Annotated in this window: 14 protein-coding genes; 13 read left to right on the top strand and 1 reads right to left on the bottom strand. The window is 47.3% G+C overall.

The window, feature by feature from the left end; genetic code table 11:
• Window positions 1–467: 467 nt before the first annotated feature.
• Window positions 468–1,607 carry a zinc-dependent alcohol dehydrogenase gene (locus D3D03_RS08135; protein WP_026827745.1) on the top strand — a complete coding sequence of 380 codons (1,140 nt, stop codon included), beginning with the start codon at window positions 468–470 and terminating at the stop codon, window positions 1,605–1,607.
• Window positions 1,608–1,696: 89 nt separating this feature from the next.
• On the opposite strand, the gene D3D03_RS08130 is transcribed toward D3D03_RS08135, so the two are convergent.
• On the bottom strand, window positions 1,697–2,128 hold the full coding sequence (locus tag D3D03_RS08130) for a divergent PAP2 family protein (RefSeq protein ID WP_369877521.1): 432 nt from the start codon (window positions 2,126–2,128) through the stop codon (window positions 1,697–1,699).
• A gap of 215 nt (window positions 2,129–2,343) precedes the next feature.
• On the opposite strand from D3D03_RS08130, the gene D3D03_RS08125 reads away from it, so the two are divergent.
• The 12 genes from D3D03_RS08125 (at window position 2,344) to thrS (ending at window position 16,479) form a co-directional block, all read left to right on the top strand.
• Window positions 2,344–3,051, top strand: coding sequence for a response regulator transcription factor (locus D3D03_RS08125; RefSeq protein WP_026832345.1), 708 nt, complete (start codon window positions 2,344–2,346; stop codon window positions 3,049–3,051).
• On the top strand, window positions 3,048–4,781 hold the full coding sequence (gene pnpS, locus D3D03_RS08120) for a two-component system histidine kinase PnpS (protein WP_119923300.1): 1,734 nt from the start codon (window positions 3,048–3,050) through the stop codon (window positions 4,779–4,781). Before D3D03_RS08125 ends, pnpS begins: the two co-directional genes overlap by 4 nt.
• Before the next feature lie 201 nt (window positions 4,782–4,982).
• The gene (gene polA, locus D3D03_RS08115) at window positions 4,983–7,580 is read left to right on the top strand and encodes a DNA polymerase I (protein ID WP_119923299.1); all 2,598 of its coding nucleotides are present in this window, start codon (window positions 4,983–4,985) and stop codon (window positions 7,578–7,580) included.
• Between the two features lie 24 nt (window positions 7,581–7,604).
• Complete coding sequence (gene mutM / locus D3D03_RS08110) at window positions 7,605–8,435, top strand: DNA-formamidopyrimidine glycosylase (protein ID WP_026832348.1); 831 nt, start codon at window positions 7,605–7,607, stop codon at window positions 8,433–8,435.
• A complete protein-coding gene (coaE, locus tag D3D03_RS08105; protein ID WP_119923298.1) occupies window positions 8,432–9,031 on the top strand; it encodes a dephospho-CoA kinase in 600 nt (199 codons plus the stop codon). Before mutM ends, coaE begins: the two co-directional genes overlap by 4 nt.
• A gap of 167 nt (window positions 9,032–9,198) precedes the next feature.
• Window positions 9,199–10,242, top strand: coding sequence for a glyceraldehyde-3-phosphate dehydrogenase (locus D3D03_RS08100; protein WP_026832350.1), 1,044 nt, complete (start codon window positions 9,199–9,201; stop codon window positions 10,240–10,242).
• Between the two features lie 263 nt (window positions 10,243–10,505).
• Window positions 10,506–10,892 carry an adenosylmethionine decarboxylase gene (speD, locus tag D3D03_RS08095; protein WP_026827753.1) on the top strand — a complete coding sequence of 129 codons (387 nt, stop codon included), beginning with the start codon at window positions 10,506–10,508 and terminating at the stop codon, window positions 10,890–10,892.
• A gap of 106 nt (window positions 10,893–10,998) precedes the next feature.
• Window positions 10,999–11,367, top strand: a complete 369-nt coding sequence (locus D3D03_RS08090) for a hypothetical protein (RefSeq protein ID WP_119923297.1) — start codon at window positions 10,999–11,001, stop codon at window positions 11,365–11,367.
• A 13-nt stretch (window positions 11,368–11,380) separates the two neighbouring features.
• Window positions 11,381–11,863 (top strand): transcriptional regulator NrdR, encoded by a 483-nt coding sequence (gene nrdR / locus D3D03_RS08085; protein WP_026827755.1) that lies wholly within the window; start codon window positions 11,381–11,383, stop codon window positions 11,861–11,863.
• A gap of 68 nt (window positions 11,864–11,931) precedes the next feature.
• Window positions 11,932–13,287: a replication initiation and membrane attachment family protein gene (locus D3D03_RS08080; RefSeq protein WP_026832352.1), complete on the top strand. Its 1,356-nt coding sequence runs from the start codon at window positions 11,932–11,934 to the stop codon at window positions 13,285–13,287.
• A 12-nt stretch (window positions 13,288–13,299) separates the two neighbouring features.
• Complete coding sequence (gene dnaI / locus D3D03_RS08075) at window positions 13,300–14,217, top strand: primosomal protein DnaI (protein WP_026832353.1); 918 nt, start codon at window positions 13,300–13,302, stop codon at window positions 14,215–14,217.
• A gap of 321 nt (window positions 14,218–14,538) precedes the next feature.
• Complete coding sequence (gene thrS / locus D3D03_RS08070; protein WP_026832354.1) at window positions 14,539–16,479, top strand: threonine--tRNA ligase; 1,941 nt, start codon at window positions 14,539–14,541, stop codon at window positions 16,477–16,479.
• Window positions 16,480–16,498: the final 19 nt, after the last annotated feature.

Genomic DNA, 16,498 nt, shown 5'->3' with positions numbered 1-16,498 from the left:
AAAGAGAAGAATACCGGTTAAAAAACGATTGAGATAACCGATGCTGAGTAGATATCCTTGATGTTCGAGATGCATGTATTGCATCTGATGACAAGATGCACACGGGATCCCTAATCCTTGACGAGAACGCAACAACTTATAAATATTACGAGCCGTCCATGATTGCTTACAGTATGTACAGCGGGCCATATGTTTATCTCCCTTCTAATCTAAATCATATCGGTGCATGTGATGAAGAAAATTCCTTATCGGAGAAATCCGGTATCCACCACATTGATTTTTTATAGTTTACTAAATGATATGTCTTCCAAGCAACCCATTCTATGCTTTCACTTTTACGTTGATTATTCAGCGAAAGTTTTAAACAAACATTCCTCTTTTTGTAAAAAACATGTAACATAAATGCTGCTTATTTGGGGTAAACGAATAAAGTACGCTATTTTTTAAAAATCAAAGGGGGAACCACCATGCGCGCTGTCACTTATCAAGGTACCAAAAATGTCGAAGTGAAAGATGTACAGGATCCGTCGATTGAGAAAAATGATGATATCATCGTCAAGATTACGTCTACTGCCATCTGTGGGTCAGATTTGCACATCTATCAAGGAAACATGCCGGCGAAAAAGGATTATGTCATTGGACATGAACCGATGGGGATCGTCGAAGAAGTGGGTCCTGACGTGACGAAGGTCAAGCGGGGCGATCGGGTTGTCTTACCGTTCAACGTCGCGTGTGGTCATTGTTTCTACTGTGATCACGATATGGAGAGTCAGTGTGATAATTCCAATGGGAACCCGCACGTCGATACAGGCGGCTATTTTGGATTTACGGAAGAGTTCGGCGGACATCCCGGAGGACAAGCAGAGTACTTAAAAGTCCCGTTTGGAAACTTCATGCCGCTCGTCGTTCCTGAATCATGTGAACTGGAAGACGAAGCGTTGTTGTTCTTGTCGGATGTTATTCCGACGGCGTACTGGAGCGTCATCAATTCAGGGGTCAAAAAAGGGGATACCGTCGTCGTCTTGGGATCGGGACCGGTCGGGTTGATGACACAGAAATTCGCCTGGATGCAAGGGGCAAAACGGGTCATTGCGGTCGATGAACAAGTGTATCGTCTGAATCATGCGAAGATGACGAATCGGGTTGAGACCGTCAACTTACAGGATCATCAGGAAACCGGTCAATATTTAAAAGAACTGACACAGGGCGGGGCGGACGTCGTCATTGATTGTGTCGGATTTGACGGGAAGATGTCCGCGCTTGAAAAAGTGGAACAGAAGATCGGATTACAGGGCGGGACATTGAGTGCCATCAATATCGCCAAAGATGCTGTCCGGAAATTCGGAACGGTCCAACTGACAGGGGTCTATGCGAAAAAATACAATCAATTCCCGCTCGGGGATTTCTTCACCCGAAATATCACGTTGAAGATGGGGCAAGCACCGGTCGTTCATCTGATGCCGGAATTGTTCCAAAAAATCATCAATCAAGAATTTGATCCAACTGATATCATCACCCACAAAATTGATTTGGAACAGGCTGCTCATGCCTATCAAACGTTTAACGATCATGCGGACGGGTGTATCAAAGTCATCTTAAAACCATAACAGGAATCAGCAAAAAGACCGCTTCGAGTATCGGAAGCGGTCTTTTGTATGAAGACATTTCTTTTCATTTATCCGGTACGCGTCACAGATTAAAAGAACAGGACGGGCCAGAGGAAACCAACGGCTAGACCAAGCAACAGACCAACGAAGACCTGGAACTCGGTATGTCCCACCAATTCGTTGAGCAACGGTGTTTCATGACGGATTCCTTTGAAGTAATCATTCAGCAGTTTGGCTTGTAGACCAACGGCCTGGCGGACTCCGGTCGCATCATACATGATGATGACGGCAAAAATCGTAGCGAGCGCAAATAACGATGAGCCGAAGCCTTCTTGAAAACCAATCACGACAGCCAGTGCGACGACAGTCGAACTATGTGAACTAGGCATGCCGCCTGAGGCAAACATAATTTCAAGATCAAATTTCTTAGTCTTAATTAGACCGGTGACGAGTTTTGCGGCTTGGGCAATAAACCAAGCGGTGATTGCTGCAAATAACGGGTTGTTCCATTCCATATTCATTCCTCCACATGATGACGATATGTAACTGTTTCCCCAATTTTGTTGTTTCAACACGGGAAACTACTGGAAGAACGTGTACGACCTTAAAGATTATGTAAAGAAACGACAGAAAGATTTGTGGTTTAGTAGCGAAAGTCGTTAAGATGAAGACAGAAGAAGTGGATTCCACGGAATTCCTCATTCAAAGATGAAACGCGCTGAGGAGGCCAACTGTTTTGAAAGATAAAATAATTGTTGTTGATGATGAACTCTCAATCGCCACACTTTTGAAATTTAACTTAGAACAAGCCGGATTTGTAGTCGAAACGGCTCATGATGGAATGACAGGTCTGAAATTAGCCGAAAAACAAGACGCGGCATTGATCGTGCTCGATCTTATGTTGCCGGAACTCGATGGACTAGAAGTCTGTAAACGATTACGTCAACAAAAAATCAATACACCAATCTTGATGCTGACCGCAAAAGATGACGAATTTGATAAAGTACTCGGACTCGAACTGGGCGCCGATGATTATTTGACCAAGCCGTTCAGTCCCCGTGAGGTCGTGGCACGTGTCAAAGCGATTTTACGCCGGATGAATCAGCAGACGGTCACGGAAGAGGTGACGGATGGGACGATTCTCATCGGAGATGTTAAAATCGTTCCAGACAATTACGAAGCGTTTAAAGCGGACGAACGACTGGAATTGACACCAAAGGAATTTGAACTGTTGGTGTATCTCGCGAAAAATAAAGGGCGTGTGCTGACACGGGATCAATTATTGTCTGCAATCTGGAATTATGACTTTGTTGGGGATACACGTATCGTCGACGTCCACATCAGTCATGTCCGTGAAAAAATTGAACCGAATACGAAAAAGCCGATTTATATTAAAACGATCCGCGGACTCGGGTATAAGATGGAGGAGCCGAAGGCGGAATGAGTAAATACCGCAAACGATTTATTTTAAAAATGCTGTCCTTCATCAGTTTGGTCCTGATTGCCTTAGGGGTGTTACTCGGTCAGTCCTTTAAAGAATTTTATGTCAATAACGAGAAGGAAAAATTGACGGATGAGACAGCGCTTGTGGAAACAATTTTGCGGGATCGTTCGGTGTCGGAGATGGCCCAGTATGTAGACAAGCTGTATGCCGAGTCGAATTTTGACATGATCCTCTTTAATTCACGGGGAGAAATCATTGCCGGTACACCGATTGATGTGACCAAATTGAACGTCCGTGCCATCAACTTTTCTGCCATCCCCGATGAGGGGACGTTTGAATCAAAGGTCGACGAGACGAGTCTTCAATATACGAAACCGGTCGTAACCGCAGATGACCGTGAAGTCTATATCAGTTTGATCCGCTATACAAAAGATTTGGACATCATCTATTCCCGCATTTGGACAGTCATCGTCCTGTCACTGATTACCTCGTTCTGTATCATCTTCTTTGCTGTTTACAGTTCGACGAAACGTTTTCTTCGTCCGATTGCAGAAGCGACCGAAGTCTTATACGAGCTGTCTCACGGGAATTACAAATCGCGTGTCTATGAGCTCACCGCACCGGATGAATCGCGTGACCTCGGGAAATCAATTAATCTTCTGGCCCGGAATTTAGAGAATGCCTCTTCCGGTGAAGCGATGCAACGGGCAAGACTCGAGTCATTGATTGAATACATGGGTGCCGGTCTGATGTTGATTGATGAGAAGGGATACGTGTTGCTTGTCAATCGGACGTACCGGGAGATGTTTAACATTCATGAAAAATCAAATGGGAAACTGTATTACCGTGTCTTACCGAATGAAAAAATGAGTCAAGTCATTGAAGATGTCTACCTGACGGAGAAACCGAATCGGAAACAATCGAGTGTCCGGTTTGGGCTAAACAGCCGGACCTTCATGGTCAGCGCTGCACCAATTTTCGGAAAGAACGGTCGTGTCCAAGGAACGACGGTTGTGTTCAATGACATTACGGAAATCAAGAAACTGGAACAGATGCGCAAAGATTTTGTTGCGAACGTCAGTCATGAGTTGAAGACGCCGTTGACGTCCATCAAAGGATTTGCTGAAACCTTACTCGATGGGGCGCAGGATGTTCCGGAAATCCGGGAACAGTTCCTGAATATCATCCACGACGAATCGGAACGGATGCAGACGCTCGTCGAGGACTTGCTCGAGTTGTCCCGTCTCGAACAGGATAATTATCAGTTGGAGACGACGATTGTCGATGTGACGAGTTTGATCCGCGAAACGGAAACGTTATTACGCCGCAAGGCAGCCGAGAAGCAGATGACGATTCACCTTGAAATGGAAGAAGAAGTCTTCATCCGGGCCGACTTGAACCGTTTGAAGCAGGTGGTTGTCAATCTTGTCGCCAATGCACTCAACTATACACCGAACGACGGCAATGTTTGGATTAGTCTGGAAGACGGCGAGGAAGAAGTCATGCTTCGGATCAAAGACGATGGAATCGGGATTCATCCAAAGGAAACGCAACGGATTTTTGAACGGTTTTACCGCGTGGATAAGGCGCGGAGTCGAAATTCGGGCGGTACCGGTCTTGGACTCGCGATCGTCAAGCATATCATCGATCTTCATCACGGAACGATTGAAGTTGAATCAGAAGAAAACAAAGGAACGACCTTTACGATTCGTTTACCGAAAAAGGGATAAGGGTTCACACTCCCTTTACAGAGGAATCGTATGCTAAAGATACCTTCTTCATCATCTGTGTCCCGACTGGTTCAGCTCCCATGTCAGGATACGCCAAGACGATCGGCTTTTTAGCCGGTCGTCATTTTTTGTCGTCTTTTTAGCGAACAAATGTGTGCAGAGTGATACAATAAGAACAGAAAATCTTCCAAAGGGGCGTAGATGATGGAAAACAAACTTTTATTAATTGATGGGAACTCACTCACGTATCGAGCTTTTTTTGCTTTGCCGCCGATGACGGACGCGCAAGGACGCAACACGAATGCCGCCTACGGCTTTACGATGATGTTGCTGAAACTGTTGGAGGAAGAACAACCGACACATATGCTTGTCGCATTCGATGCTTCGAGTGAAACATTCCGCCATGATGTCTATCAGGAATACAAAGGCAGCCGGGAAAAAACACCGTCTGAACTGCGGGAACAGTTTCCGATCGTCCGCGACATCTGTGAGGCGCTTGGGATTCAAATGATGGAACTTCACCGCTATGAAGCCGACGATTTGATCGGAACATTGGCGCAGACGATGCCGGCTGACCGCATCCGGATCGTGACGGGAGATAAGGATTTACTTCAACTCGTGACGGATCAAGTCGAAGTTCTGATCACAAAACGCGGCATCACAGACGTCCTCTGCATGACGGAGGAACTGTTTGCCGAAACTTACGGCGGGTTGAAGCCGATGCAGATGATTGACCTGAAAGGATTGATGGGCGATAAATCCGATAACATTCCGGGTGTTCCGGGAATCGGTGAAAAAACGGCCATCAAATTGATTTCTGCCTACGGTTCGGTCGAAGGACTGTACGAACATGTCGAGGACTTAAAAGGAAAACAAAAAGAGAAAGTCATTGCAAACGAAGAATTGGCACGGCTGTCGAAGGAACTTGCGACGATTAAGCTCGACGTCCCGCTTGATGTCACACTCGATGACTTACAAATCAGTGATGTCGATACACAAGTGCCGTACTCGTTGTTCCAGTCACTCGGCTTTAAATCCTTGACGAACCGGTTTGCGCCGGTCGTCGAGGAAGCGGATAAAGAACAGTTGAACGTCCAAACCATTACTTCGCTTCCGGAAGGCGTGACGGATGCTGTGCTCGTCGTCGAACAATTACGGGAAGATTATATGGAAGAAGACATCATCGGGTTCGGGATTGCAACACCGGATCAGATTTATGTGGCTTCACCCGAACTTGTGAATGATCCGGCATTTCGTGCCTGGATTGAGTCGGATCACCAAAAGATCTGCCTTGATGCGAAACAAGTTGCCTTTGCCTTACGGAAACATGATCTGAAGTTAACGGCTTTTGACGATCTATTGCTCGCCGGCTATTTGCTGAACTTAAGCGGCGGTACGACACTCGCATCAATCGCTGGACATTATATGCTGATGGCACCAAACGAAGAAGCTGTCTTAGGGAAAGGCGCCAAACGTCTCGCTCCGACAGACGAGTTGTTGCACCCGTACCTGGCGGAAAAAGCACGGATGATTGAGCTGTTGTTCCCGAAAGTGAAAGAAGAACTGAAAGCCAATCAACAATTTGAATTGTACGAGACGTTAGAGCGGCCGTTGTCCGGTGTCCTCGCTGAGATGGAGTGGACAGGCATTCGCGTAGACGTCGCGACATTACAGGACATGCAGGAAGATCTCCGGGGACGATTAACGGATTTAGAACAACTGATTTACGGTGAAGTCGGGGAAGAATTTAATATCAACTCCCCTAAACAACTCGGCGTCATCCTGTTTGAGAAACTGGAGTTGCCCGCCTTCAAGAAAACGAAGACCGGTTACTCGACGGCAGCTGACGTACTGGAAAAACTGCGACCGCTGCACCCGGTCATCGACCACATCATGTTGTACCGTGAGTTGCAAAAACTGCAATCGACATACGTCGAAGGATTGCAGAAAGTCATCAAAGAAGACGGGAAAATCCATACCCGTTTTGCTCAAACGATCGCCCAGACCGGACGACTCAGTTCCGTCAATCCGAACTTGCAAAACATTCCGGTCCGGATCGAAGAGGGTCGGAAAATCCGGAAAGCCTTTGTTCCGAGTGAAGCCGGTTGGTCGCTCTATGCCGCCGATTATTCACAAATCGAGTTGCGGGTCATGGCACATATGTCGGAAGATAAAACACTGGTCCAAGCCTTCTTAGACGATGCGGACATTCACACACAAACTGCCAGCAGTGTATTTGGCGTCGCGCCAAATGATGTGACGGGGAATATGCGTCGTCAAGCGAAAGCGGTCAACTTCGGCATCATTTACGGCATCAGTGATTACGGGTTGTCGCAAAACTTGAACATCTCCCGGAAGGAAGCGCAAGACTTCATCGATCGTTATTTCGAACTCTTCCCGCAAATCAAGTTGTTCATGGATGAGGCGATCGAGAAGGCGAGAATGAATGGGTTTGTCGAAACACTGATGAACCGCCGTCGCAACATTCCGGACATCAATTCGAAAAACTTTAATTTACGAGGGTTTGCGGAACGGACAGCAATCAATACACCGATCCAGGGATCAGCGGCCGATATCATCAAAAAAGCGATGCTTGATGTTCATGCGGCGCTGGAAGCATCGCCGTTGCAGGCTCGCCTGTTACTGCAAGTACACGATGAATTGATTTTTGAGGCTCCGGACGAAGAATTGGATGCTTTAAAAACGTTGGTCAAACAAGCGATGGAGCAGACGGTCGACTTGTCGGTTCCGTTACGCGTGGATGGCGATGCAGGACATTCGTGGTACGAAACAAAATAAGAAGTTGCCAGAGGAGGAAATAAGTTGCCTGAATTACCTGAAGTCGAGACCGTCAGACGAAGTTTGGAACGGACGGTCTCCGGAAAAACGATTTCTTCTGTAAAAGTGTTTCATCCGAAGATGATTCGCGGGATGGACGTTGCCCCGTTCGTTGATGCGTTACATCAAGAACGGATTGAGCGGGTCGACCGCCGCGGGAAATTTTTGCTGTTTTCGTTCGAACGTTTTTATCTCGTCAGTCATTTGCGGATGGAAGGAAAGTATTTTCCTTATCCGCAAGCAATCGAAAAGGACAAACACACCCATGTCATCTTCCGCTTTACGGACGGTTCGGAATTACATTATAACGATGTCCGGAAATTCGGGACGATGGAGCTACGGGATAAAGAGACGGCGATGCAGGTTCCGCCGCTTGCCCAACTCGAGCGGGAACCGTTTGATCCGACGTTCACAGCCGAAGTCTTGGCTGAAAATCTGATTCGAAAAAAACGCAGTCCGATTAAAACCGCATTGCTCGATCAATCGATCTTTTTAGGATTGGGAAACATCTATGTTGATGAAACGTTGTTTGCGGCACGGGTCCATCCGCTGACGAAAGCGGGCGCACTGACACTCGACGATATCTCGCGGATTCATGTCGCCGGTGTCGAGGTCTTGCAAAAAGCCGTCGACAGTGGGGGAAGCACGATTCGGAGTTATGTGTCACCGACCGGAAAAGGAGAATTTCAGTTGCAACTGGCGGTATACGGGCAAACCGGTGCCCCGTGTCCGCGGTGCGGAACAGCGATTGAAAAAATCAAGGTCGGCGGACGAGGGACGCACTTCTGTCCGACGTGCCAACAGGTTGCGTTATGAGAGTCGGATTGACGGGAGGCATCGCAACGGGGAAAAGCACCGTCTCTGCTTACCTGAAACAACAGGACATCCCTGTCATCGATGCCGACCTCGTGGCACGGCAGGTTATCGAACCAACGGGACTGGCTTATCCGGAAGTCAAAGCAGCGTTTCCGACGGCTTTTATCGACGGACAGCTGGTCCGGTCCAAGTTGGGGGATATCATTTTTCACGATAATGAAAAACGATTACTGTTAAACAAGTTGATGCATCCGAAGATCAGAGAACAGATGCTTGAACTGGCCGATCAGTATGAACAATCAGGGCATTCCTTGATTGTATTTGATATTCCGTTGTTGCTCGAAGGGGACTGGAAACAGCTCGTGGATCAAGTCGTTGTCGTCTATTGCAACGCGTCTTTACAAAAAGAACGGTTGATGGAACGGAATCAACTGTCGGCGGAAGAGGCCCAGGCAAGAATCGATTCACAACTCGACATCGAACAGAAAAAACGTCTTGCTGACCATGTCTTGTCGAACGAAGGAAAACGTGAAGCGTTATATCAACAAATTGATACGTGGTTAAAATCCGTCCAAGACAAGCAAAGAAATCTCTGACACGCCATTGATTTTTTAATCCGAAAACGGGTTTCAGCATTCAAGTGGGAGAAAGTTACCAACTTCTCTCACTTTTTTTACGTTACATAATGAAATCGCTTACATTTCATGATATAGTTCTATCTGTAAACGGAGCAACATCCGTCACATTGAAGGGGGATCCGCAAATGGGAGTCAAGGTGGCAGTTAATGGTTTTGGTCGAATTGGTCGAATGGTATTCCGGCGCCTCATCGCTGAGGGGAAAAGCGAGGTCGTCGCCATCAATGCGAGTTATCCAGTGGAGACACTGGCACATCTAATCAAGTATGATACGGTCCATGGAAAATTTGCTTATCCGGTCGAGATTCTGGATGGGGCGTTGATGGTCAACGGTCGCCAAATCCAAATCGTCAGTGAGCGCGATCCGGAACGGTTACCGTGGGGGGAACTTGGGATTGATATCGTCGTCGAAGCGACCGGGAAATTTAATTCGAAATCGGGTGCGGGGAAACACTTGATTGCCGGCGCCAAAAAAGTCGTCATTACAGCACCGGCAAAAGGAGAATTACGAACAATCGTCATGGGAGTCAATGACGACATGTACGATCATGAGACGGATGACATCATCTCGAACGCTTCTTGTACGACGAACTGCCTTGCACCAGTCGTTCAGGTCATTGACCGGGCATTCGGGATTGAGACCGGTCTCGTGACAACAGTACATGCCTTTACGAATGATCAAAATAACATCGATAATCCACATAAGGACTTGCGTCGCGCACGTGCCTGCGGTTCATCCATCATTCCGACATCGACAGGAGCAGCCAAAGCAATTTCGCTTGTCTTGCCGCATTTGGAAGGGAAGTTAAACGGTCTTGCGTTGCGTGTCCCGACACCAAACGTGTCGCTCGTCGATCTTGTCGTCGAAGTGAGTCGTGATACGACGGTCGCGGAAGTCAACGAAGCATTCGTCAAGGCGGCGGACGGGGCGCTTGACGGCATCCTCGGTCTGACGATGGAGCCGCTTGTGTCAATCGACTTTAACGGGGAAGAACGTTCGACCGTCGTGGACGGGCTGTCGACGATGGTGATGGGCGGACGGCATGTGAAAGTGCTGGCCTGGTACGATAACGAATGGGGCTATTCATGTCGCGTCGTCGATCTTGTCCACCTGGTTGGTGCCCATATCGAAGCGACAAATGTGACAGAAAAACAACTCGAGTTAAAATAAAAAAATATCGATAAAAACGCTCTACACCAGTCGGTAGAGCGTTTTTTTGATGGAAATATATTAAAATTTGAAATTTATCCTTGTGTATCTTTTTGATACTCGCTATAATTCAAATCGTGAACTTCAATCGGTCTGGCAATCGCAGCTTAAAGGGTTAGGACCTCTCTGGACTAACTTTCCCCCGTGGGTGCGAACGACTCAGGCGCAAAGTAAGTGATCATGACTATACTTTGAAGACCATTGAATGTAGGGGGGATCCACAAATGGATACTATGGGAAGACACATTATTGCAGAACTTTGGGATTGTAATCCTGAAAAATTGAACGACATGGAATTTGTAGAACGACTTTTTGTTGATGCAGCACTTCAAGCAGGTGCGGAAGTTCGCGAAGTCGCGTTCCATAAGTTTGCTCCACACGGCGTCAGCGGCGTCGTCATTATCTCTGAATCGCATTTGACGATTCACAGTTTCCCAGAACATGGATATGCATCGGTTGATGTATTTACATGTGGCGATCGGATCGATCCAGCTATCGCAGCGCATTATATCGCTGACGGACTCGATGCGAAAATCCGTGAAAATGTCGAAATTCCACGTGGTATGGGACCTGTTGAAGTTCCAGCTGCTACGGTTCAGCACGTTAACTGACAAAAACACGAATGAACAAGCCCTCGTCTTCATGGCGAGGGCTTTTTAATATGTCTGACGTCTGTTATTCTTAATAGTAGAAGAAAACAGAAAAAGGTGATGACGAATGGGACTGAAGGAACGATTACAAAAACAGCTGGAAACGTCGGACACACATAAAAACGAAAAATTACGGACCCATTATTATGCAGCGACAGCAGAGATGTTGTTTACGGGTCTTGAAGCGGTGATTACACGCCAAGAAGGAACGGTCAAACGGATCGATCAAGGACGAGGGGAATTGGCTTTCAGTGCGTCCGGACTGGACGGACTGGCGACAGTCATCATGGTCGGATCAGGTCGAACGGCGGTTGATCTTTTTTTACACCGTGACGGGTTATTAGGTCCGGATCTTGAGAAATGGATCGATGTGATTTATCAAGAGCTCGATGCGACCTATCGCTTGAAGATGATCGGTACAAGAGAAATTACGTGAATGGAGGTACGACATGCGTTGTCCAGCCTGCAACTATAACGGCACAAAAGTGTTAGATTCGAGACCGGTTCAAGATTTCGGATCGATTCGAAGACGACGTGAATGTGAATCCTGCGGTTATCGTTTTACGACATTTGAGATGGTGGAACAGACACCGCTCATCATCGTAAAAAAAGACGGGACACGTGACGAATTCAATCGAGATAAGATTTTGCGCGGACTGGTCCGGGCTTGTGAGAAACGACCGATTTCAATCGAACAGTTGGAAACGGTGGTCAGCCGCGTCGAAAAAACGTTGCGTGCGACCGCACAACATGAAATTCCAAGCGAACAGGTCGGACGACTGGTGTTGAATGAACTCGCTTCAGTCGATGAAGTGGCGTATGTCCGATTTGCGAGCGTCTATAAACAATTTAAAGACATCAATGTCTTTTTCCAAGAGTTATCGGAATTGATGGAACGTCACCAAGACAACGAACGCGAAAATCAAACCTAATGAAGGAGAGGTCGTCTGTCTGTTCAGAACGCACCTCTCTTTTTCTCAGGAAAGAAGGGACGAATCAAATGATGGAACGTGAAGTATCAGGAACGGACCTTTGCTTGATCATGAGTAATGGTGTCGTCGACCGGGAAGCCTATCAGTCCCTGTATTATTTATATCAACCAATCATCGGTGTGAAGGCACTTGGTCTCTATCAGACATTTTGGAGTGAGATGATTCCGGGGAAAACCAAATCCCAATACATCTCGCACGCTGAACTGGGTACGCTCCTCGGATTTTCCGTCGATGAGTTTAAAGATGAATTGTTTAAGCTCGAGGGCATCGGTCTGATCCGGACATTCGAAGCGAAACAAGCAGCGTATCGGTATGTCTATCAAATCCGTGTTCCGCTAGCACCGAATACGTTTTTAAACGATGGGGTGTTATCGAGCTTACTGTTTTACCGAGTGGGCGAAATCCGGTTCCGAGCTTTGCAAAACCGATTCCGGACCGATCCCTTGCCGAAAAACGTCGTCGATCGGACCGTTCGTTTTGATCAAGTCTTTGATGTCAAAGCAGGATTAGCCTCCGCGCATCAACCAAAATCCTATGCCAAACAAGAACGGGCGGCGTATGAATTCGATTATTCGTTTGATCTCGAAGAAATGAAGCGTCAAACCGATCGTTTTCTGCCGCGCAGTTTTTATACAAAATCGATTGATCATCTGTTGTTGAAACTGGCGTATGTCACACAATCGAATGAAGCGTTAATGGCGGAACTTTTGAACGCGCGTTTCCGGCATGAAGCATACCTGCCGATGACTGACAGTGAAAAACAAGAGCGTTGTAAACAGATGATGTTATCTGCCAAACAAAAATTAAGTCGGGAAAAGAAAGCCAAGGTCGCGGTGCTCGAAGAAGTGGAAGTCGGGGAGCTGAGCGAAACGGAGACGATGGAAGGAACACATCCGAAACATTACGTCGCCAAACTTCGGAAAGTCAAAGCGTTATCGGAACGCGACGAAGAGTTGATTCAACAGTTGATCATTGATTACGAAATGTCTTCCGGCATCGTCAATGCCGCCTACTATTACGCATTGGTCATCAAAAAGGACAACCGCTTCAGCAAAAACTTCCTTCTCTCCATCGTCGATGATTGGAAACAAAAAGGGTACGTGACGGCAGCCGAAGCCTTGGCGAAAACAAAAGAGCAGGATGAACTGATTTCGAAAAAACAAGACCAGAAACAAGAGCGTTCCCGTCAGACCGTAGGCGGACGACGCGGTCGTCCGAATGCCGCCGGTCCGAATCCAAAATGGTTACAAGAAGAGAAAGAAAAACAACAACAATACGAAGCAACCAAAAAAGCCAGCTTTGAAGCCGAAGTACCAGATGATGAAGAGATGGAACGGATTCTGCGGGAGCTGAAGGGCAAATAAAGGAGCAGTGAGATGGAACATATCCAATCCTCGATTGAAAAGATCTTGAACCGGCCTGATGTGGCGGCATCCGTCCGCGCGATTCATGAGCGTGTGTTGTCGCATCCCGGTGTCATCATGTTTCTAAGGACTCATCCGGAAATCGATCAACGGACGATTGAACGGGGCATGTTGAAGTTAAACGAATACGCCGAGCAGATGCATGGCAATCAAATCATTGAAAAAAAAGCGGTCATTGAAGGCTATCAGCCTGTCCTGCATCTGGAAAAAGGACAAATCATGGTCGCCTACGAAAAAACACAGGCCTTGCGGGATCTTGAAAACGAACGGGCGCTTGAAAAGAAGTTCAAGAGTCTCTTTTTACCGGATGAAGTCCGGGATGCAAATTTCAGTGATTTTGACTTGACGACGACGGACCGGAAACTCGCCTTGCGTGCCGCTTCTCAGTTTTTGAACGCAACCCGTTCAAAGCAACAGACAAAAGGGTTGTATCTGCACGGTAGTTTTGGTGTCGGAAAAACCTATTTGCTCGCCGCCATCGGGAATGCCTTGAAGAAGGAACGCGTTGCGACCATCTTGGTCCATGCGCCCGGTTTCGTCTCGGAAGCAAAACGCCGGATCCGGACGGACAGCTTTGATTCCTTTTTGGAGAGTTTTCAAACCGTTCCGGTCCTGCTGATTGATGACATCGGAGCGGAGTCGATCAGCCCGTGGGTACGCGATGAATTATTCGGGATCATCCTGCAATACCGGATGATGCACCGGTTGCCGACCTTGTTCAGTTCGAATTTATCGTACGATGAACTGGAGTTGCATTTTGGGATTACGAACGATCAAGGGGATAAATTAAAAGCGATGCGCTTGATGGAGCGCATCCGGACGACGACGAATCCGATTGAGTTTTTAGGAGAAAACCGTCGCCGGTATTAATTTCTCTTGTCAAAGAAGTTTGTTTTTGGCTATACTAAGGACACAATCTGTATAGATGTCAGCTACGATTGAGGACACGAAAAATGAAATGGTCCAAACAAGCGAGAGAAGGATGGTGAAAGCTTCTCATGGAATCCGTTCATTTCTTTACTCCCTCATAGCTCAAGCGGGGCTAATCCGTTTGCGTGTCACGCCCGTTACCGCGTGTTCGAGCCGGTGCATGGAAACATGTTCGGGAACGAGGGTGGTACCACGAGATTGAGACTCGTCCCTTTTTGAGGGATGGGTCTTTTTTTATTTTATTTCAAGGGGGAAGCAGTCATGTCAAATATTGCTCTTACATTTCCAGATGGTGCGGTAAAAGAGTTTGCCGCCGGAACAACAGCTGAAGAAGTTGCCGCGTCCATTAGTCCAGGATTACGAAAAAAAGCATTTGCTGCTAAATTAAACGGACAAGTGATCGATTACCGTCGTCCGATCGAAGAAGATGGTTCAATTGAACTCGTCATGCCGGATTCGGAAGAAGGACTCGATTTGATTCGCCATTCATCGGCGCATTTGATGGCTCAGGCAATCAAACGTCTTTACCCGGATGAAACGATTCATCTTGGCATCGGACCGACAATTGAAAACGGTTTTTATTATGACATCGATATGGAGCGTCGTCTGACAGAAGAAGACCTTCCGGAAATCGAAAAGATGATGAATAAGATTGCCGGTGAGAACTTACCAATCGAGCGGGAAGTCGTCTCACGTGACGAAGCGTTGGCCGTCTATCAGGAATTAAACGATCCTCTTAAAATCGAACTGATTGAATCGATTCCGGCGGATCAAGATTTGACATTCTACCGTCAAGGAGAGTTCTTCGACTTATGCCGTGGACCACACGTACCGGCGACAGCCAAGCTGCAGGTCTTTAAATTGATGAGCATTGCCGGCGCATACTGGCGCGGTGATTCCAAAAACAAGATGTTGCAACGGATTTACGGAACAGCATGGGCCAATAAAGACCAGTTGAAGCAACACCTGCATTTCCTGGCAGAAGCAAAAGAACGCGATCACCGGAAACTCGGGAAAGAACTGGATTTGTTCTTCACATCCCAAGATGTCGGCCAAGGGTTGCCGATGTGGTTACCTAAAGGGGCGGCCATCCGCCGGACGGTCGAGCGTTATATCGTCGACAAAGAACTCGAACTCGGTTACGAGCATGTCTACACACCGGTTCTCGGTTCCGTTGAACTGTATAAAACGTCCGGACACTGGGACCACTATCAAGATGATATGTTCCCGAAAATGGAGATGGACAATGAAGAGTTGGTCCTGCGTCCGATGAACTGTCCCCACCACATGATGATCTACAAAAACGAACCGCGGTCATACCGTGATTTGCCGCTCCGTGTCGCAGAACTCGGCGGGATGCACCGTTATGAAATGTCGGGTGCCTTGACAGGTCTCCAACGCGTTCGTTACATGGTCCTGAACGATGGGCATACGTTTGTGCGTCCGGACCAAATGAAGGAAGAATTCAAAGCCATCGTCCACTTGATTCAAGAAGTGTACGCGGACTTTGGGATTACCGACTACAAGTTCCGCCTGTCGTACCGTGATCCGGCCGATAAAGAAAAATACTTCGACAACGATGCGATTTGGGAAATGGCGCAACGTGAGTTAAAAGAAACAATGGATGAGCTGGAGCTGCCGTACTTCGAAGCGGAAGGCGAAGCCGCATTCTACGGACCAAAGCTTGACGTGCAGGTCCGTACAGCACTCGGTAAAGATGAAACATTGTCGACTGTCCAACTCGACTTCCTCTTGCCGGAACGTTTTGAGCTGACATACAAAGGAAACGACGGACAAGATCATCGTCCTGTCGTCTTGCACCGTGGTGTCGTTTCGACGATGGAACGGTTTGTGGCTTACTTGATCGAAGAGTACAAAGGGGCTTTCCCGACGTGGCTCGCACCGGTTCAAGTCAAGCTGATTCCCGTTTCAAGCGTGCATGAAGACTACGCACGTGAAATCAAAGCAATGCTCTTGAAAAAAGGAATCCGTGTCGAAACGGACTTCCGTGACGAAAAACTCGGCTACCGGATTCGGGAAGCACAAGTTAATAAAGTCCCGGTCATGCTGGTTCTCGGTGATAAAGAGATCGAAGCGCGCGAAGTCAATATCCGCCGTTACGGTTCAAAAGATTCAAGTAATGCTTCACTTGAACAGTTTGTCCTCGATTTAGAACAGGAAATTGCAAACCGTTCAAAATAACAGATGAACTAACGGAAAA

The sequence above is a fragment of the Exiguobacterium sp. RIT452 genome (assembly GCF_003598705.1).
Classification (GTDB): domain Bacteria; phylum Bacillota; class Bacilli; order Exiguobacteriales; family Exiguobacteriaceae; genus Exiguobacterium_A; species Exiguobacterium_A undae.
This window is presented reverse-complemented; position numbering and strand designations above follow the sequence as displayed.

Bases quoted from the DNA above. Each gene is read 5' to 3' on its own strand.
- D3D03_RS08135 (WP_026827745.1), top strand. From the start codon at position 468: ATGCGCGCTGTCACTTATCAAGGTACCAAAAATGTCGAAGTGAAAGAT.
- D3D03_RS08130 (WP_369877521.1), bottom strand. From the start codon at position 2,128: ATGAATATGGAATGGAACAACCCGTTATTTGCAGCAATCACCGCTTGG.
- pnpS (WP_119923300.1), top strand. From the start codon at position 3,048: ATGAGTAAATACCGCAAACGATTTATTTTAAAAATGCTGTCCTTCATC.
- polA (WP_119923299.1), top strand. From the start codon at position 4,983: ATGATGGAAAACAAACTTTTATTAATTGATGGGAACTCACTCACGTAT.
- coaE (WP_119923298.1), top strand. From the start codon at position 8,432: ATGAGAGTCGGATTGACGGGAGGCATCGCAACGGGGAAAAGCACCGTC.
- D3D03_RS08100 (WP_026832350.1), top strand. From the start codon at position 9,199: ATGGGAGTCAAGGTGGCAGTTAATGGTTTTGGTCGAATTGGTCGAATG.
- speD (WP_026827753.1), top strand. From the start codon at position 10,506: ATGGATACTATGGGAAGACACATTATTGCAGAACTTTGGGATTGTAAT.
- D3D03_RS08090 (WP_119923297.1), top strand. From the start codon at position 10,999: ATGGGACTGAAGGAACGATTACAAAAACAGCTGGAAACGTCGGACACA.
- nrdR (WP_026827755.1), top strand. From the start codon at position 11,381: ATGCGTTGTCCAGCCTGCAACTATAACGGCACAAAAGTGTTAGATTCG.
- D3D03_RS08080 (WP_026832352.1), top strand. From the start codon at position 11,932: ATGATGGAACGTGAAGTATCAGGAACGGACCTTTGCTTGATCATGAGT.
- dnaI (WP_026832353.1), top strand. From the start codon at position 13,300: ATGGAACATATCCAATCCTCGATTGAAAAGATCTTGAACCGGCCTGAT.
- thrS (WP_026832354.1), top strand. From the start codon at position 14,539: ATGTCAAATATTGCTCTTACATTTCCAGATGGTGCGGTAAAAGAGTTT.